General features: G+C 62.1%; 17 protein-coding genes and 1 pseudogene. 11 read left to right on the top strand and 7 right to left on the bottom strand.

Features of this window, described 5'->3' with window-relative positions:
• The coding region (locus tag EN738_RS06340; RefSeq protein ID WP_127282949.1) for a cation:dicarboxylase symporter family transporter at nt 1-421 on the bottom strand (421 nt) is incomplete at its 3' end.
• A gap of 707 nt (nt 422-1,128) precedes the next feature.
• Between EN738_RS06340 and EN738_RS06335 the strand changes: the two genes are divergently transcribed.
• A complete protein-coding gene (locus EN738_RS06335; protein WP_029354905.1) occupies nt 1,129-1,518 on the top strand; it encodes a hypothetical protein in 390 nt (129 codons plus the stop codon).
• Nucleotides 1,519-2,006: 488 nt separating this feature from the next.
• Here EN738_RS06335 and EN738_RS06325 read toward each other — a convergent pair whose 3' ends face one another.
• A complete protein-coding gene (locus EN738_RS06325) occupies nt 2,007-2,711 on the bottom strand; it encodes a Crp/Fnr family transcriptional regulator (RefSeq protein ID WP_095521264.1) in 705 nt (234 codons plus the stop codon).
• A 536-nt stretch (nt 2,712-3,247) separates the two neighbouring features.
• Here EN738_RS06325 and EN738_RS36125 point away from each other — a divergent pair.
• Nucleotides 3,248-3,496, top strand: a complete 249-nt coding sequence (locus tag EN738_RS36125; RefSeq protein WP_095486077.1) for a DUF6074 family protein — start codon at nt 3,248-3,250, stop codon at nt 3,494-3,496.
• A 364-nt stretch (nt 3,497-3,860) separates the two neighbouring features.
• Here EN738_RS36125 and EN738_RS06315 read toward each other — a convergent pair whose 3' ends face one another.
• The 5 genes and pseudogenes from EN738_RS06315 to panB all read right to left on the bottom strand — a co-directional run bounded on the left by EN738_RS06315 (nt 3,861) and on the right by panB (nt 7,144).
• The gene (locus EN738_RS06315) at nt 3,861-4,493 is read right to left on the bottom strand and encodes an acyl-homoserine-lactone synthase (RefSeq protein WP_095486082.1); all 633 of its coding nucleotides are present in this window, start codon (nt 4,491-4,493) and stop codon (nt 3,861-3,863) included.
• Between the two features lie 92 nt (nt 4,494-4,585).
• Nucleotides 4,586-4,789: a helix-turn-helix transcriptional regulator gene (locus tag EN738_RS36875; protein ID WP_287324222.1), complete on the bottom strand. Its 204-nt coding sequence runs from the start codon at nt 4,787-4,789 to the stop codon at nt 4,586-4,588.
• A complete protein-coding gene (locus EN738_RS06310) occupies nt 4,783-5,304 on the bottom strand; it encodes an autoinducer binding domain-containing protein (RefSeq protein ID WP_329609618.1) in 522 nt (173 codons plus the stop codon). Before EN738_RS06310 ends, EN738_RS36875 begins: the two co-directional genes overlap by 7 nt.
• Before the next feature lie 99 nt (nt 5,305-5,403).
• Nucleotides 5,404-6,312, bottom strand: a complete 909-nt coding sequence (panC, locus tag EN738_RS06305) for a pantoate--beta-alanine ligase (RefSeq protein ID WP_091595811.1) — start codon at nt 6,310-6,312, stop codon at nt 5,404-5,406.
• Nucleotides 6,309-7,144 (bottom strand): annotated as a pseudogene (gene panB / locus EN738_RS06300) (3-methyl-2-oxobutanoate hydroxymethyltransferase). Before panB ends, panC begins: the two are co-directional and overlap by 4 nt.
• Before the next feature lie 171 nt (nt 7,145-7,315).
• Between panB and EN738_RS06295 the strand changes: the two are divergent.
• The 9 genes from EN738_RS06295 (at nt 7,316) to EN738_RS06255 (ending at nt 16,922) form a co-directional block, all read left to right on the top strand.
• Entirely contained in the window at nt 7,316-8,278 is a 963-nt protein-coding gene (locus EN738_RS06295) for a hypothetical protein (RefSeq protein WP_095521262.1), read from the top strand.
• Between the two features lie 62 nt (nt 8,279-8,340).
• Nucleotides 8,341-9,315, top strand: coding sequence for a quinolinate synthase NadA (gene nadA / locus EN738_RS06290; protein ID WP_029354894.1), 975 nt, complete (start codon nt 8,341-8,343; stop codon nt 9,313-9,315).
• Entirely contained in the window at nt 9,312-10,853 is a 1,542-nt protein-coding gene (locus EN738_RS06285; RefSeq protein WP_029354892.1) for an L-aspartate oxidase, read from the top strand. Before nadA ends, EN738_RS06285 begins: the two co-directional genes overlap by 4 nt.
• A gap of 4 nt (nt 10,854-10,857) precedes the next feature.
• On the top strand, nt 10,858-11,736 hold the full coding sequence (gene nadC / locus EN738_RS06280) for a carboxylating nicotinate-nucleotide diphosphorylase (RefSeq protein ID WP_029354890.1): 879 nt from the start codon (nt 10,858-10,860) through the stop codon (nt 11,734-11,736).
• 207 nt (nt 11,737-11,943) lie between these two features.
• Complete coding sequence (bioB, locus tag EN738_RS06275) at nt 11,944-12,912, top strand: biotin synthase BioB (RefSeq protein ID WP_236370746.1); 969 nt, start codon at nt 11,944-11,946, stop codon at nt 12,910-12,912.
• Nucleotides 12,909-14,045 (top strand): 8-amino-7-oxononanoate synthase, encoded by a 1,137-nt coding sequence (locus EN738_RS06270; RefSeq protein WP_029354886.1) that lies wholly within the window; start codon nt 12,909-12,911, stop codon nt 14,043-14,045. The genes bioB and EN738_RS06270 overlap by 4 nt, the downstream gene beginning before the upstream one ends.
• On the top strand, nt 14,042-14,677 hold the full coding sequence (gene bioD / locus EN738_RS06265; protein WP_029354884.1) for a dethiobiotin synthase: 636 nt from the start codon (nt 14,042-14,044) through the stop codon (nt 14,675-14,677). Before EN738_RS06270 ends, bioD begins: the two co-directional genes overlap by 4 nt.
• Entirely contained in the window at nt 14,677-15,942 is a 1,266-nt protein-coding gene (locus tag EN738_RS06260) for an adenosylmethionine--8-amino-7-oxononanoate transaminase (protein WP_091595819.1), read from the top strand. The genes bioD and EN738_RS06260 overlap by 1 nt, the downstream gene beginning before the upstream one ends.
• Entirely contained in the window at nt 15,939-16,922 is a 984-nt protein-coding gene (locus EN738_RS06255) for a beta-ketoacyl-ACP synthase III (protein ID WP_091595821.1), read from the top strand. The genes EN738_RS06260 and EN738_RS06255 overlap by 4 nt, the downstream gene beginning before the upstream one ends.
• Nucleotides 16,923-16,947: the final 25 nt, after the last annotated feature.

The raw sequence follows: 16,947 nt of genomic DNA, 5'->3' as shown, positions 1-16,947 counted from the left end.
CGGACTGCTCGTGAGCCGTGGCCACATAGCCCTTAACGGCTTGGACATCGAGCGAGGCCGGATCGATGTTGAGGCCGGCGCCAGGCTGAACGATATTCGCGACAATCAGTCCGACAACGAGTGCAAGTGTCGAGAAGGTGAGGAAATAAACCATCGCCTTGGCGGCAACTCGGCCGACCTTCTGCAGATCGCTCATGCCGGCAATGCCGGTCGCTATTGTCAGGAAGATGACAGGTACGGTGATTATCTTGACGACATCGACGAAGGCATCGCCGAGCGGCTTCAGGCTCTGGCCGGTCTCCAAATGGAAATAGCCGATTGCAGCACCCAGGATTATGGCGGCAAGCACCTGCACGTAGGCCCGGGCAAAATGGCGCTTGCGGGCCGCTGCGTTCGCTATGGGGACTTGTGGAACCAACACCGTTTCTCTCCTTGACCGGATCGGGGTGGGGCTCCTCCTTCTCCCATGCAGTGCTCCGGTCGAACGCTGCGCCCACTTCGGCGCAAGCGATGTGCCAAATAGCAAAGAGGGGAAAACGCGCAGGACCTCTCACGAAGTGCTTGTTCGCTCTCCCGCACTCGCGCTGCGGTTGCCAGTCAACTATGGAAGGGTCCGTTCTTGGGAATTCCAAAGGTCGCTCTTTGCTTCGGCGCAGCTTGGCTGGCTGGAAGGTTCTCTGTTTGCCTTGGGGTCTGGGACCTGCGTCCAGATGGTCAACATTTTCCTGCGCGCCGCACGGGGCTCCAAAGATTCAATCGAGGACGGGCCCTCTTCGAAAACGGCGGCAGCGTTGGTCAAGCCCTTCCACCCTGCTGTCCCACCAAGGGTGTTCAGAAGCTCAGTTCACGATTAAGCGATGGATCAGCGTCATCTGGCGTTTGCGCCATCGCGGCGGCGTTGCAAGGGGTCTGCCAAGGATGAGCAAGCCGCGAGGCAGGGCCCGAGACCTAGACTCCATCCTCATCAACAGCGCTCGGCTCGCGTTAGGAATGTTCGAACCGCAGCACGATCAGGTGGCCACACCGTTGGTCGGAACCGGAACCCGACGAATGATCGTTCGTGACCGACATCTGTGAACAAGCAGTGTGTGTCATTGCAATCACCACCCATTGCGCGCAATTGCCCATATGGCCGTGAATGAACTGGATTTGGTGATTTTCCAGATGGCGGTGGAAAGCGTCCGCTTGCTCTCTTCAAGCTTTGATGAGAAGGCGGCTGAGATAGCCACGAGGAGCCGTGGTAGCCTTCTTTTCGACGTGCGGGTTGACGGTGACCTGGAGGTCCAGCGAGTCGCAGCCATTGGATATCCAGGCGACAAGATCGGTGTGGTGGCATTGGACCGAGAGGGCCTTGTTAGCTGCTGTTGCCTTGTCAATGGCACCTTCTCACCTTTCATTGCACCATTGGAGAACTGGACCAGCATGCCCCTGTCCATGCAGGCCCAGATCGATGTCACAGGCTATGCGAGGCTCCTTCTGGCCGCCCTGCGAAATGCTGGACATATGCTGGGCAGGTAGCATCACCGATGATGTCTGTGATGAGATGGTGCAGACGGCTGGATGAGGCGATCGCTTGCCGGCAGCTTTGGCCGCCAAGCGATCGGTGAGTTCGCAATGCTGGACACGTCCTGTAGACTCTGCCAGTTAAGTTAGCGGACAACCATCTGACGAATGCCCGATCTGACAGTCTGGACGGCGCGGCATGCCCTCCTAGGAATGCAGCCGTGGTTCTACTCCCTCGGCTGTTTTTGCGTCGAAGGCGACGGGCACACCGTGAACGATGGACGTCGCCGCCACCAATTCCTCAACTCGCGATCGGTCGCTTTGCACGCCGGCATAAGCGTTCGAATGGCGCGGATCGCCTGGGCGGTGGAGAGGAACCGGGCCTTGCCTCTGGACAGAACATAGGCTTCGGCGGCTTTTTCACCCGCCTCCCTGAAACTCTGACTGACACGATCTAGGACGGGAGTTCGGCAGCCTTCAAGCCTATGTCCGATACCGGACAATCAGGCAGCGGTGGCCAGGCCGAAATAACGTTGCTCCTCCTCGCCGTAAGCGCCATGCGTGAGTTCCATCAATCCGACGCGGTCGATAATCGTGACCTCGCCGCGCTTGGCACGGACAAGTCCTCGATATTCAAGCATTTGCAGGGCCGTGGTGACCCCGGGACGGCGGGCGCCGAGCATGGTCGCCAGAAATTCATGCGTCAGGTAGATCTTGTCTCCGTCAGAGCGGTCATGGATCATCAGCAACCAGCGGGCCAGCCGTTCCTCGATTTTGGAGTGGCCATTGACCAGTGCCGTCCGGGACGACTGGACAAGGAACGCGTGGGCATAGTCCAGCACTGACGTGCGCAGCGACGGGCTTTCCGCAACCGCAGGACGAATGATTTCAACCGGCAGGCGCCAGCCATTGCCTGCGACCTGGATATAGGTCTCGTTGGAAGAGCTGTCCTGTCCGAGAATGAGGGCAATTCCTGTCATCCCGTCATATCCGATAATGCCGACTTCACATTGCCGTCCGCCGGTCATGGTGGCGACCACCGAGGCGATGCCCCTCTCGGGAAAATATCCATTCCTGATCGGCTGATGCGCGATCAGCAACTGAGCCTTGATGTCCAGTTCGACGCGATGCAGCGATGGTCGCAACAGCGCGAAGTCCTCCGGCGAAAGGGATTTCAGCACCGGGTTGCGAAAAAGGGATTCGGGCAAGGCTCTCTCCCATGCGGGCAAGAGCGCGTACCTCTTACTGTCGGCTGCATCCGAAGTAACTGACGGCCGATGCCAAAGCATAGGGTTGGAAACGCGCGATTGCAAAGCCCTGTCGGGGCAGTGCAGCCATGCCAGAAGTCGCGCGGCCTTACGATAGGCGCGGATGGCATGATTCCCTTCTGCGGCCACCAAGAACGGCTCGGGCACGCTTTAATCATTCATACACAAGCTCGCAGGAATGTAAGCGGCGGAACAGTCGGGTGATTCGTGCCGCCCTGCCCTTTCAGAAATCAAGTCATTGGACGTCAATTCGGGCTGGAACGCCTCGTCGCGGAACGGCACAGGAAACGCAGCCGGATCAGCAATGGTGGTTCACCTTATGTGCGGTCCGGATGTGCGGTCCGGCGGCTCATCGCCCAATGGCTTGTCGAGGGGAAGTGGAACTCGTCATGTCGCCGCGAACCGTCACCGCGCTAGCGCGGCGCTTTTGAAGACGCCGGTGTTTTCTTTGTGGAACTGAAACTGTGAGGTGATTGATGCATCACTCAAACATTTGCGTATTTCCGCTGCATCGGCGACGCACATTGGTCGAAAGTATCGCCCAGGCCCTCGAGACCAAGAACGGCGAGGCGGCGAGTGCGTTCTGGCGCTGTGCTGCCAAGAAAATGCTCATTCAATTGTCCGATGTAGGAATTGCGCCAGAGTTCGCTGCGCAGGAGGTTGGAAGCCTTCTTCATGCGGTCTTGGACGATATGGCCAACCGAACGGTAATGCACATAGCATAGGCTTGGGCGCTGTTGGATCGCGCGTCAGCTCGGGTCCTTATCGGGGGACTGCTCCGACTGGCCGACGGTCCGGCCAAACCGGCATACCGGCAAAGGTTTGAGGTTGGGATCGCTCACGGCGGCCGGTCCAATATTCCAAGGCGACCTCAGAAGCCACATTGGCTTCTTTCCAAGCGGACGGGCGCCATTTTGGCGTGCTCACGCTGGACTGCGGGTTGCGCCTACGGAAATCCGAAGTCCGGCCGCGCGAGTCGATCGACCGGAACAGTCGAATGCTCGTGGGGCCGGGTCCGCTCAGCTTGACGGCGGGCGGTGGCGGCCGTGAGCAGACTTAACCCAGGTCACGGCTGAGCATCCGCAGGCGCTATGCCGATTGGATGAGAACTGGTTGCCACAACACCGGCCCGTTCAGGCGTCCCCTCCAGCGGATGCGCAAGAGACTGGCGTAGGAAATCTCGAGGAAGCCGGCGACTGCCTCGGTGTTGCCGACCTGCTGGGGCTGTCCGATACGTGACAACGGCCAGGTCGCGAGACGAAGGATCCTTTCGATGCGCGTATCTGTCACCGTTACGATCCCGGAGAGATTGTTGGCCAAGCCGAATTCGATGATGCCCGCGAAGAGCTCGTAGGTTGCTTGTGCCAGGCCGCCAGCAGCCTTCGGCGCTGTCGCAGGGAGATCGAGCGCGAAACGACTACTCTCCCAGATATCGGCACTCGCAGGGACCACCATCTCATCCAGCAGCGCCGGAAACGTATCGCGCAACATAGTCGGTCCGGTGGTCGGCAAAAGGCGGACGCAGCCGCAAGTTCGCCAATCGGACCCCTTGAGAAGTAGGTAGACGGGGTTCAGGCTGTCAAACGGGTCCGTTTCCATTTCGCCTTCGGTCTGCACTTCCCAATCGAGCCGCTTCTTGAAAACCCGATACCTAAGCCCGTGCATTTCCCTGAGTTCGCTCGCGAACTCGGCGTAGCAGTCGGGTGTTATCAGCTGCATCATTGTCGTCTCCGTGCGGGATGTGTCCACGCAATCGAAGGGCAAAGCCGTCATGAATGCAGCCTGTAGACCTTTACAGCTAGCCTTGGAGAGGATCAGGATCTCGCCCGAGCAGCCATCCGCACTATGGCCTGGTTGATGGTTCGCACGCCAAGCTTCGCCTTGGCGTTTTCCTGATGGAAGGTCACGGTGCGTTTCGAGACACCGAGAATCTGGCTGATATCCCAGGCCGACTTGCCGCACGCCGCCCATTTCAGGCACTCGAACTCCCGCGGGGTGAGCGTTATGCCATCTACCACGCAATCTTCGGCGAGCCTGCGCCGGGCATGGATATAACGTTGATCGCAACCAACTGCATTGCTTTTTCGTAGCGCGTCAGCGACCTCAAAAGTGGCGGATGCGCCTCGTTGGAGGCGAAGGTCAGTGCGGCGAACCGGCCGCGATGATCATGCATCGACATGGTCAGTCCGCCGCGAATGCCGAACTCAGCTGCTTTTTCCAGGACTTCCTGCTGCGAGGTCGGCAAATAACGGTGATCGCGGTCCACACCCCAGTCGAAGGTATCCCAGCCTCGCAGTCCCCGCAGGATCACGGGATCCACGCTGTGGTAGCGCAGTTGCAGGTAATGTGATGTCCATGATGATGGATAATTCGAGATCAATCGCGGCGTGTCGCCGGAAGCGGATGGGTAGGTGAAATAAGCGAAGAACGGAAAGTCGAACCCGGCTGCGGCGGACGCCATTGCCTCATGGAGATCGACGGCATCGACGCTTGCAGAGAGTTGCTCGACCAAGGTTTCAAATACGCGATGCATCTGCGCTTTGCGTACCTCGCGGAGGTTGCTGGAAGCCGGGCGGAGACGTGGTTCTAAATGATGGCCTGTCCCTGCAGGGCGTACGACGCGCCGCCGTCATCACCGCAATTGCTGTGCTGCTTCCGATTGGAGAGAGCTCCGCGCACCTGACCAACTACCGATGGGTGATATTGCGACGTTATCGATGAGCCGCGTGTCGCCAAGCCAAGCCGCAGCAAGCAAGCGTGCCGGTCGGTCAAGGCTTGCTAACGATTGCAGGTCTGTTTCTCCGCGAAGCTCCAGGTATTCGAGCTCGCGATAGCCGGCAGCCAGAATTGTTGCACGCGCTTCATCAAGCGTAGGCAGGATGGGAGAGCCGCGTGCAAGCCGCTCGGCCGTATCGAGCAGGACCGATGCTAGTTTTGGGGCAATGGCGCGTTGGGCTGGGGAGAGCCGCACGTTACGCGACGATAGCGCAAGACCATCGGCTTCGCGGACTGTCGGACAGGGCACAATAGTGATCGGAATGTCGAGGTCCCGGACCAAGCGCCTGACAAGCTGAAGTTGCTGAAAATCCTTTTCGCCAAAAAAGGCGAAGTCAGCGCCGGCCTGCAGGAAGAGCTTGGCCACGACCGTCGCCACGCCATTGAAATGGCCGGGCCGGAATGCGCCGCACAGGCATTCGCTGATGCCGGACACTGAAACGACCGTGGCGAAGCCCGCCGGGTACATTTCCTCTGCGTCCGGCACATAGAGCAGATGCGTGCCCAGCGGCGCGAGCTTGGCAGCATCTTCGCTTTCCGTCCGAGGATAGGCAATCAGGTCGGCGGGGCTGTTGAACTGCTTGGGGTTTACGAACAGCGTCACGATCACCCGCTCGGCCCTTTCAAGCGCCTTCCGCACAAGGCTCAGATGCCCGTCGTGCAAGGCTCCCATGGTCGGCACAATACCGATCGTGGCACCCGAGCGACGCCATTGCGCAACGACGGCGCGCAGCTCGCTCACGGTTCGAGCGATCGGCACGCTCATGTGAAGTCTCCGGCCTTCAAGGCGTTGACATAGAGATGTTCGACCGCCGGAAAGTGCCGGTTCCGCACATCGGTGGCGTAAGCGGCGATTGCCGCCTCAGCCTGCTCACCGAGCTCGGCATAGCGTTTGACGAACTTCGGCCGAAATGAGGTGAAGAGCCCGAGCATATCGTCGCTCACCAGAATCTGGCCGTCGCAAGCTGGCGAGGCACCGATGCCGATGGTGGGTATGTCGATATCGGCGGTTATCTGCCGTGCAAGCTGCTCCGGTATCTTTTCGAGCACCAAGGAGAAGGCGCCCGCCTCGGTTACCGCCCTGGCGTCGCGCCTGATCCGCTCTGCATCGGCTCCCCGGCCCTGCACACGATAGCCTCCGAACGTGTTTACCGCCTGCGGCGTCAGCCCCACATGGGCCATGACAGGTACGCCGCGCGCGGTAAGGAAGCGGATGGTTTCCGCGATGGTCTCGCCGCCCTCGAGCTTCACCGCTGAACAACCGGTCTCACCCATCACGCGCGCAGCGTTGCCGAAAGCGTGCTCTGGGCTTTCCTCGTAGGAACCGAAGGGCAGGTCGACGACCATCAGCGCGTGTTCAAGGCCGCGGCGAACGGCCTGTCCGTGCATGATCATCATGTCGAGCGTGACGCCCAGCGTCGACGACAGGCCGTGCAGCACCATGCCGACGCTGTCGCCGACAAGAACGATGTCGCAGTGGCGATCGAGTAGCCTCGCGACCGGCGTGGTGTAGGCCGTCAAGCATACAAGTGGCGTTTGGCCTTTTCGCTTCGAATATCTGGAGGGTTAATCCCTTTTATCTCACCAGCCGCGCTCAACCGACGCCCCCTTCCCTTACGTTACCAACAGCGGGGTCGCGTTTGGCATATTTTTGTGCGACTGCGAAGAGCTAAAAACAGTGCTTGAGTAGTACGGTGTTGACGTGCTGGCTGCCAAGGGTACATTCAATCGATTAAGGCGCTCCGTTGGGCCAACCCACTTTCGCAAACATGGATCCTCAGACAAGAAGAACCAAGAAAGGCAAAGCCGCCGTCAAAGCTGACGAAGCCAAAGTGGACCTGACTGCCGTCGTGGTCGCCGTTAACGACAGTGAGCCCTGTGTCCTCACCGTCGGTCATGCGGACACCCTCCCTTCTGGACCTTTTGCGCTTGAGCATCGATCGCTGCAGTCGGGTTTGAGGGGGTGGGTGGAGCAGCAGACTGGCCATGCACTGGGATACATCGAGCAACTCTACACCTTCGCCGATCGCGATCGCATCGGCACTGAGCGCCACCAGCGCGTCATCTCAATCAGCTATCTCGCATTGACCAGGAAGGAACAGGCAACGAACTTGACCGCGTGCGGCTGGCAAAGTTGGTACGAATATTTTCCCTGGGAGGACCACCGCTTCGGCACGCCGCCTGTGCTGCTCGATAGATTGCGGCCCCGCCTGATTGAGTGGGCCGGCAGCGCCAGCGAGCCGACCACTCAACGCGAGCGCCGGCAGCGCGCTGCGATAGCCTTCGGCTTCGACGACCGCCATTGGAACGAGGAACTCACGCTCCAACGCTACGAGTTGCTCTATGAAGCTGCTCTGATTGAAGAGGCCGGTGGCGGCAGGGACGCGATTGCGGCCGCGGCTGGCAAACCAATGGTCGCTGACCACCGTCGCATTCTGGCAACCGGGATTGCGCGGCTGCGTTCGAAGATCAAATACCGGCCGGTCGTGTTCGAGCTTATGCGGCCTTCCTTCACGCTGCTGCAACTGCAGCGAACCGTGGAAGCTCTGGCTGGCAGGCTCATCAACAAGCCCAACTTCCGGAGACTGGTCGAGCAGCAGGATCTTGTTGAGGAGACTGGGGAGACCTCCCTCGACACGGGCGGCCGACCGGCGAAGCTTTATCGCTTCCGCCATGCCGTTCTCGACGACAGGGCTATCGCCGGGACAAAATTACCGCTGGCGCGGGCTTGACATACTTATAGTCAAGGTAGACATATTCCCTTATTGTCAAACCGAATATAATCGAGGCGTCAATGGCTGGGGCGTTACCTATGGCTGCGTCCCTGTATGAGCGTGTCCGGCGGGTGATCCCTCCCGTTGAATGGCTCGCGTTCGCCGGCGATATTGAAGCCATCTTAGCGCTGAAGCGTGAGCGCAATGCGGTGGTGCTGGCGCACAATTACCAGACGCCCGAAATTTTTCATTGCGTGGCAGACATCGTCGGCGACAGCCTGGCGTTGGCCCACAAGGCGGTGACGGTCGACGCCGACATCATCGTGGTTGCCGGCGTTCATTTCATGGCCGAGACGGCAAAACTGCTCAATCCGAACAAGACCGTGCTCATCCCGGATCTCAGCGCCGGCTGCTCGCTGGCCGAATCGATCACGGCAGACGACGTGCGGTTAATGCGGCTGCGGTATCCGGGGGTCCCCGTTGTTACTTACGTCAACACATCGGCCGCCGTAAAAGCGGAGTCCGACATCTGCTGCACGTCCGGCAACGCGAAGGCGGTGGTGGAATCGCTTGGCGTGGCGCGTGTGCTGATGCTGCCGGACGAATATCTGGCGAGGAACGTGGCAGCCGATACAGACGTCGAGATCATCGCCTGGAAAGGCCATTGCGAGGTGCATGAGCGCTTCACCGCAGCAGACATTCGGGAACTGCGCGATGCCCATCCAGGCGTCATCGTGCTGGCCCATCCAGAATGCCCACCAGACGTTGTCGCGGAGGCGGAGTTCTCCGGCTCGACCGCAGCGATGTCGGATTATGTCGAGCGGGAGAAACCGACGCGTGTCGTCCTTCTGACCGAATGTTCGATGAGCGACAACGTCGCGGTCGCGCATCCCGACGTCGAGTTCGTTCGCCCATGCAACCTGTGCCCGCACATGAAGCGCATCAACCTGGCCAACATTCGCGCCGCGCTCGAGCAGAACCGGCATGAGGTCCGGATTGATCCGGAAATTGCCGGCCCCGCCCGCCGCGCGGTCGAGCGCATGCTTTCCCTATGAGCCTGGAGGTTCGCGACATCGCCGGGGCGCCGGTCGTCATCGGCGGCGGCATTGCCGGCCTGATGACGGCGCTTCATCTGGCGCCGGAACCGGTCGTGCTTTTGACCAACGCGCCGCTTGGAACCGGAGCCTGCAGTGAGCTTGCCCAGGGCGGTCTTGCGGCAAGTCTCGGCGGCGACGACGGCCCGGATTTTCACCTTTGCGACACGATAGCTGCCGGCGACGGACTCTGCGACGAGGCCACGGTGCGGCGAGTGGTCCGAGCTGCACCCGAAGCGATTAGGACGATCCAAAGGTTCGGCGTCGCCTTCGACCAGCACCCTGACCGCGCGTTGCGACTTGGGCTCGAGGCGGCACACTCGCGACGGCGGATTGTGCATGCAGCCGGCGACGCCACCGGTCGCGAGTTGGTGCGCGTGCTCATCGCCGCGGTTCGGCGTACAGCCTCGATCACCACTATCGAAAATGTGGAGGTCCGCCGGCTGGTCGTGCAGGACGGGTCGGTCATCGCCGTGGTCGCCGCAGGACGAGCCGGCGCGCTCGCTCTGCCCACGCGTCGCGCGGTGCTGGCGACCGGCGGCGTCGGCGGGCTGTTTTGCGATACGACAAACCCCGCTGGCTCATGGGGTCACGGGCTGGCGCTCGCCGCATGGGCGGGGGCGGAACTCGCCGACTTGGAATTCATACAGTTCCATCCAACTGCGCTCGACGGTCCGCGCCGGCCGATGCCGCTGGTGAGCGAAGCCGTGCGTGGCGAAGGCGCGGTGCTCATCGATGAGCGAGGAGAGCGCTTCCTCGCTGACACACCTGGCGGTGAACTTGCGCCTCGCGACGTCGTCGCGCGCGCCATTTGGCACCAGCTTGCCGTTGGACGCCGCGTATTCCTGGATGCACGGCAAAGTCTCGGCCCGAGATTTGGCAAGCGTTTTCCAGGCATCGCCGAATTGTGCCGGAGCGCAGGGGTCGACCCCGCGACCGACCCGATCCCGGTGCGCCCGGCGGCACATTATCACATGGGCGGCGTCGCCGTAGACAGCGCCGGCCGCAGCTCCATCGAGGGATTGTGGGCCTGCGGTGAGGTCGCCTGTACCGGCCTGCACGGCGCCAACCGCCTGGCCAGCAACTCGCTCACCGAAGCGGCGGTCACCGCGAGCTGGGTTGCCGAAAGCGTTGCCGGCACGTCGTATACCCGGCGACCGCGCAGATGCTCCACATTCGTCCCTCCACGACCAGACGCTTCCGCGGTCCGCCCAATTGTCTCCGCCGCCCTGGGTATCATCCGCGACGGCGAGGCAATGCGCGAAGCGGTGGCGACCCTGCTGCCGATCGCAGCTGACAATGTCGCTGCCTCTGGTCCGGCTTTGGTCTCACTGATGATCGCCGTGGCGGCCCTGGGGCGGGAAGAGAGTCGAGGCGCGCACTGTCGGTCCGATTTCCCGCTCCACGATGCCGACGCGCGCCCATCACGGCTGACACTGCACAGCGCAATGCGGGCCGCGGCCGCACTCGATTGCCGGGCTACCATACGGAGCACCTGATGTGATTTCATTCTCCCCCCTCCCCGCGACCCTGATCGAACCGATTGTGCGCGGTGCGCTCCTCGAAGACCTGGGCAGATGCGGCGACCTGACCAGCGATGCGGTTATCCCGCATGATTGCACTGCCACGTTGGTGCTCAAATCGAGGCAGGCGGGCGTCGTTGCCGGGCTCGATCTGGTCTCGTACGCCTTCCTGCTCGTGGAACCGGCGATCAACATCCAGATCTGGCGCCCTGATGGCAGCGATGTCGGGGCCGGGGAAACCATTGCAAGATTGTCCGGACCCGCGCGAGGCCTGCTCACGGCCGAACGCACTGCCCTCAATTTCTTGTGCCGGCTGAGCGGCATTGCCACTGCCACAGCGGCGATGGTTGAGGCCGTGCGCGGTCACAAGGCGAGGATCGTATCGACGCGAAAGACGACGCCCGGCCTGCGGGTATTGGAAAAATACGCCGTGCGCGTCGGCGGCGGTGCCAATCACCGCTTCGGCCTCGATGACGGCGTGCTCATAAAGGACAATCACATCGCGATCGCCGGCGATATCCGCACAGCAATAGAGCGGGCGCGCGCCGCCGCAGGGCATATGGTGAAGGTCGAGGTTGAGGTCGACACGCTGAAGCAGCTCGATGCAGCGCTCGCGATTGGTGTTGACGCGGTGCTGCTCGACAATATGTCGGTCGAGGATCTTGCCCGCGCGGTTTCTATAGTGGGTGGCCGTACGATCACCGAGGCTTCCGGTCGGGTGACGCCGAAAACGGCGGCGGCGATTGCGGCGACCGGTGTCGATCTCATCTCCATGGGATGGCTGACGCACAGCGCCCCGATCCTCGACATCGGCCTGGACATGCCGGACCACCAGAACATCTGCAAGCATTTGAACTGAGGATTACGGCATGAGGAGCAACATCAGCTCGGCAGGCGTAGGAAGGCGGTGGAAAGACGTGCCGCAGCTCGCCTTTTAGCGAGTGCGCTCCAAAGCCAAGTCGGACCGAGCTTGCCGGTCGACAGACTCCTGAAGGCGTACCGGACTAGCAACAAAGGTTTGACGATGACGGTTGGAATGAACTCGGAGTTCGACGTGAACCAGACCATGCAATCGGTCGATGGAACGCCTCCGCGATGGAACCGCAAAGAGGCTGAGGCCATCTACGGCATGCCATTCAACGATCTGCTGTTCCTAGCTCAGACGATCCACCGCCAGAACTTCGATCGAAACCGAGTGCAGCTGTCGCGGCTCCTTAGCATCAAGACCGGCGGCTGCCCCGAAGATTGCGGCTATTGCAGCCAGTCTGCGCATTACGAAACCGGGGTGAAGGCGTCGAAGCTGATGAACGTCAAGCATGTCATCGACGAAGCGGCCAAGGCGCGTGATGGCGGCGCAACGCGCTATTGCATGGGCGCAGCGTGGCGAAGTCCCAAGGAGCGCGACATGGACGTTGTGGTCGCCATGATCGAGGGCGTCAAGGCGCTCGGCATGGAGACCTGCATGACGCTCGGCATGCTCGATCTTGAGCAAGCTGCTCGCCTGAAGCAGGCCGGTCTCGACTACTATAACCACAACATCGATACCTCTGAGCGCTACTATGGCGAGGTTATTTCAACCAGGACTTTTGCCGACCGGCTGGAAACGCTTGGGCACGTGCGCGCGGTTGGGATGAAAGTCTGCTGCGGCGGCATCGTCGGGATGGGAGAAGAAAAGACCGATCGCATCGACATGCTGGTCACGCTCGCGAACCTGCCCGAGCCGCCGGAAAGCGTGCCGATCAACATGCTTATTCCCATCGAAGGCACGCCGCTTGCCGCGGCCGACGCCATCGATCCGATCGATTTCGTCCGCATCGTTGCGCTCGCGCGGGTGATGATGCCGAAATCCTGTGTAAGGCTGTCCGCCGGCAGGACGGCGATGAGCGACGAAACGCAGGCGTTGTGCTTCTTTGCCGGCGCTAACTCGATCTTTGTCGGCGACACGCTGCTGACGGCGGACAATCCCGGCGAGGACAAGGATAGCCTTCTGTTCCAGCGTCTCGGCATCGAGCCGATGGAACTCGCCACGCAATGAACGAGGCAATTCTTGCCCGCTATGACGCATCCTTGCGCGGACTGGCGCGCAAGGACCGGTTGCGGACGCTCGCACCGCGCGCCGGTCTCGACTTCTCGTCGAACGACTATCTCGGACTTGCCGCCTCCAAAAGACTTGGCGAAGCGGTTGCGGCGGCGATTGCGCGGGGCACGCCGGTTGGCGCCACCGGGTCGCGGCTGTTGCGCGGCAACGCACCGGAACATGAGCAACTGGAGGCGGACGCCGCGGCATTCTTCGGCGCCGACCGTGCGCTGTTCTTTGGCAGCGGCTACATCGCCAACTTCGCCCTGTTGACCGCGCTGCCGCAGAAAGGCGACCTGCTGGTCCTCGACGAACTCGCCCATGCCAGCATGCATGAGGGCGCGCAGGCCGGGCGCGCCGAGTTCAAGCTGGCCGCGCACAACGACGTCGACGCTGTCGAGGACGCAATCACCCGCTGGCGCGCCGAAGGCGGCACGGGGCGCGTGTGGATCGCCGTCGAAAGCCTTTACAGCATGGATGGCGACCGCGCGCCGATGGAGAGCCTGGTCGCGATGGCCGATCGGCACCAGGCATTCATCGTCGTCGATGAAGCGCATGCCACCGGCATCTGGGGACCGGACGGCCGGGGACTGGCCGCCGCGTGCCAAGGCCGCGACAACATCGTCACGCTCCACTCATGCGGCAAGGCGCTCGGCGCATCCGGTGCACTCGTCACCGGGCCGAGGACACTGTGCGATTATCTCGTCAACCGGTGCCGGCCGTTCATCTACGCCACCGCGCCCTCGCCGCTGATGGCGGTCGCGGCGCGCGAAGCGCTGACTATTCTGTCCGACGAGCCCATGCGCCGCGCTCAGCTGCAGGAACGCGTTGCCTGCGCCGGCCGCCAATTGGCCGAGCGCTGCGGCGTCGTACCCAGCGGCTCGCAGATCCAGCCATTTGTCATCGGCGTTGGGCGCACCATGGCGGTGGCGGCGGCCCTGCAGGCACGCGGCTTCGACATACGCGGCATACGTCCGCCGACGGTGCCCGAGGGCACATCGCGCCTGCGCATTTCGCTGACGCTCAACGTCGACGAGACCGACATTTCCGCCATGGTCGAGGCTCTCGTTGAGGTGTTGGCCACAGCATGACCAAACGCATCGTCGTCACCGGAACAGACACCGGAATTGGCAAGACAGTATTTTCGGCCGGACTTGCCGGGCTGCTCGACGGCTTCTACTGGAAGCCGGTGCAATCGGGCCTCGACGAGGAGACTGACAGCGAGGTCGTCGCCCGGCTTTCCGGCTTGCCCGACGGACGCGTGCTGCCCGAAGTCTATCGACTGACGATGCCGCTGTCGCCGCATCGATCAGCCGAAATCGACGGCGTCGCGATCGAGGCCGACGATCTTTCATTTCCGGTCCTGCCGACACCGCTCGTCATCGAAGGCGCCGGCGGGCTGATGGTGCCGCTCAATCGACAGACAAGGTTCATTGACATATTCGAACAATGGCGGCTGCCGGTCATACTGTGCGCCCGCACCGCGCTCGGCACCATCAATCATACGCTGTTGTCGATCGAGGCCCTGAGAGCCCGCTCCATCCCGCTCATCGGCATTGCCTTCATGGGCGAAGAGGTGGCCGATACGCAAAGGACAATCGTGGAATTCGGCGGCGTGCCGCAGCTCGGCAGGCTGCCGCACCTCGGTCCGCTGACGGGTGAAACGTTGAGAGATGCAATGATTTCCGGCTTCGACCTGGCCATGATTGCCGGAGGCGACTGATGGCGCAGTCTCGAGTCTGGCATCCGTTCACGCAGCACGCGCTAGAGCCCTCGATCCCTGAAATCGTGCTGACTGAAGGCGCCTATCTCCACAAGGCCGACGGCTCCCGCATCCTGGATGCGATTTCTTCCTGGTGGGTCGTCACTCATGGCCACCGCCACCCCCGCATCATGAAGGCCATCGAGACGACCGCGTCGAACCTCGACCAGATCATCTTCGCGGGCTTCACCCACGAGCCGGCCGAGCGCCTGGCCGAGGCGCTTGTCGGCCTCGCACCCGCCGGCCTTGACCGGGTGTTCTATTCCGACAGTGGCTCGACCTCAATCGAAGTCGCGCTGAAGATGGCGCTCGGCTATTTCCGCAACATCGGCGCGCCGCGTTCGCGCATCGTCGTCATGGAGCACAGCTATCATGGTGACACGATCGGGGCGATGAGCGTCGGCGCCCGTGGCGTGTTCAACGCCGCCTACGAGCCCTTGCTGTTCGAGGTCGACACCATCCCCTTCCCGGCCGCCGGGCGCGAGCAGGAAACGCTGGATCGGTTCGAGGCACTCTCCCGCGACCGGCGCGCCGCCGCGCTGATCGTCGAGCCGCTCGTGCTCGGCGCCGGCGGCATGCTCATGTATCCGGCCTGGGTTCTGACCGAATTGAAGAGGATCACTGAGGCCGCCGGCACGCTGCTGATCGCCGATGAAGTGATGACCGGCTGGGGGCGCACCGGAACCATGTTCGCCTGCGAACAGGCGTCCGTCTCGCCGGACATCCTGTGCACCTCGAAAGGTCTGACCGGTGGTACCATCCCGCTGGCCGCCACGATCGCCACCGATGCCATCTTCCAGGCTCACTATTCCGAGGATCGCAAGAAGACGTTTTTCCATTCGAGCTCCTACACCGCCAATCCGATTGCATGCGCGGCGGCACTTGCCAATGTCGAGATCTGGCACGACGAGCCGGTGGCCGATCGGATCGCGGCCTTGAGCGAGCGACAGGCCGCCGGGCTTCGACGCTTTCGCGACAACCCTCGCTTCACCGATTGCCGGACAACCGGCACCATCGCGGCACTCGACCTACGCACCGGCTCAGCCGGTTATCTGGCCGAGATCGGGCCAAAACTGCGCGCTTTTTTTCTTGAGCGCGGCCTGCTCGTGCGCCCGCTCGGCAATGTCCTGTACCTTCTGCCGCCCTATTGCATTACCGGCAACGAGTTGGATGGGCTCTATGACGCCATCGAGGAGGCCGGCGAACGCTTCGGCTCAAAGCCATGAGCCGATCATCGCGCATTCTCGGGCTTGGCCATCATGCGCCCGCGCGCAAGGTGGAGAATCCGGAAATCGAAGATCGTCTCGGGCTTGAACCCGGCTGGATCGAGCGGCGCACCGGGATACGGTCGCGCTTCTGGGCAGCGGACGAAGACACGCTGTCGGCCCTTGCCGCGCACGCCGGCGACATGGCGCTGACCAATGCCGGTATCGACCGCGGCGACATCGGCCTGCTGTTGCTCGCTACCTCCACACCCGATCATCTTCTGCCGCCAAGCGCGCCCCTGGTCGCACATCGGCTGGGACTAGGTCGCGCCGGCGCGATCGACCTGACCGGCGCTTGCGCCGGCTTCATCTATGCGCTGATGTTCGCCGACGGGTTCACTCGCCTGCATGGCAAAGCGAGCCTTGTCATTGCCGCCAACATCCTCAGCCGCCGCATCAATCCGGCCGAGCGCGCCAGCGCCGTGCTGTTTGCCGATGCCGCCGGCGCGGTGGTGATCGGTCCGTGCGATGACCCGGATCGAGGCATTCTCGGCGCTTCGGTGGATTCGGACGGCTCGCGTTACGGGCTGATCCAGATTCCTGCCGGTGGAAGCAACAATCCGTTCCATGGCGGCCTCGACCTCGAGCAGACCCGGATGACGATCACCGATGGCCGCGAAGTGTTCGCCAAGGCCGTGGAGATGATGACCGCCTGCTCGAGAGACGCGCTCACTGCTGCCCGACTGAGGCCGCAAGACCTCGATCGTTTCGTGCCGCATCAGGCCAATGCTCGCATTTTCGACGCGGTCGGCAGGAACCTCGGCATCACAGATCACTCGATGGTCAAGACGATCGCCGAATATGGCAACTCTTCCGCCGCGACGATCCCGCTCTCGTTGTCGCTCGCCCATCGGGCGCAGCCGTTTCGGCCTGGCGAGAAAGTCCTCTTGGCGGCAGCGGGTGCGGGTCTCAGCGGCGGCGCGCTTGTCGTGGGAATTTAGCAAAGCAACGCTTGCGCATAGGACT

This window comes from Mesorhizobium sp. M4B.F.Ca.ET.017.02.2.1 (assembly GCF_003998955.1).
Classification (GTDB): Bacteria; Pseudomonadota; Alphaproteobacteria; order Rhizobiales; family Rhizobiaceae; genus Mesorhizobium; species Mesorhizobium abyssinicae.
This window is presented reverse-complemented; position numbering and strand designations above follow the sequence as displayed.

What these genes read in the sequence shown, in the direction of transcription:
- EN738_RS06255 (WP_091595821.1), top strand. Translation starts at nt 15,939, where the DNA reads ATGAGCCGATCATCGCGCATTCTCGGGCTTGGCCATCATGCGCCCGCG.
- EN738_RS06310 (WP_329609618.1), bottom strand. Translation starts at nt 5,304, where the DNA reads ATGCATCGCGTATTTGAAACCTTGGTCGAGCAACTCTCTGCAAGCGTC.
- EN738_RS06335 (WP_029354905.1), top strand. Translation starts at nt 1,129, where the DNA reads ATGGCCGTGAATGAACTGGATTTGGTGATTTTCCAGATGGCGGTGGAA.
- panC (WP_091595811.1), bottom strand. Translation starts at nt 6,312, where the DNA reads ATGAGCGTGCCGATCGCTCGAACCGTGAGCGAGCTGCGCGCCGTCGTT.
- bioB (WP_236370746.1), top strand. Translation starts at nt 11,944, where the DNA reads ATGCAATCGGTCGATGGAACGCCTCCGCGATGGAACCGCAAAGAGGCT.
- EN738_RS06270 (WP_029354886.1), top strand. Translation starts at nt 12,909, where the DNA reads ATGAACGAGGCAATTCTTGCCCGCTATGACGCATCCTTGCGCGGACTG.
- EN738_RS06295 (WP_095521262.1), top strand. Translation starts at nt 7,316, where the DNA reads ATGGATCCTCAGACAAGAAGAACCAAGAAAGGCAAAGCCGCCGTCAAA.
- nadA (WP_029354894.1), top strand. Translation starts at nt 8,341, where the DNA reads ATGGCTGGGGCGTTACCTATGGCTGCGTCCCTGTATGAGCGTGTCCGG.
- EN738_RS06285 (WP_029354892.1), top strand. Translation starts at nt 9,312, where the DNA reads ATGAGCCTGGAGGTTCGCGACATCGCCGGGGCGCCGGTCGTCATCGGC.
- EN738_RS06260 (WP_091595819.1), top strand. Translation starts at nt 14,677, where the DNA reads ATGGCGCAGTCTCGAGTCTGGCATCCGTTCACGCAGCACGCGCTAGAG.
- bioD (WP_029354884.1), top strand. Translation starts at nt 14,042, where the DNA reads ATGACCAAACGCATCGTCGTCACCGGAACAGACACCGGAATTGGCAAG.
- EN738_RS06315 (WP_095486082.1), bottom strand. Translation starts at nt 4,493, where the DNA reads ATGATGCAGCTGATAACACCCGACTGCTACGCCGAGTTCGCGAGCGAA.
- EN738_RS36125 (WP_095486077.1), top strand. Translation starts at nt 3,248, where the DNA reads ATGCATCACTCAAACATTTGCGTATTTCCGCTGCATCGGCGACGCACA.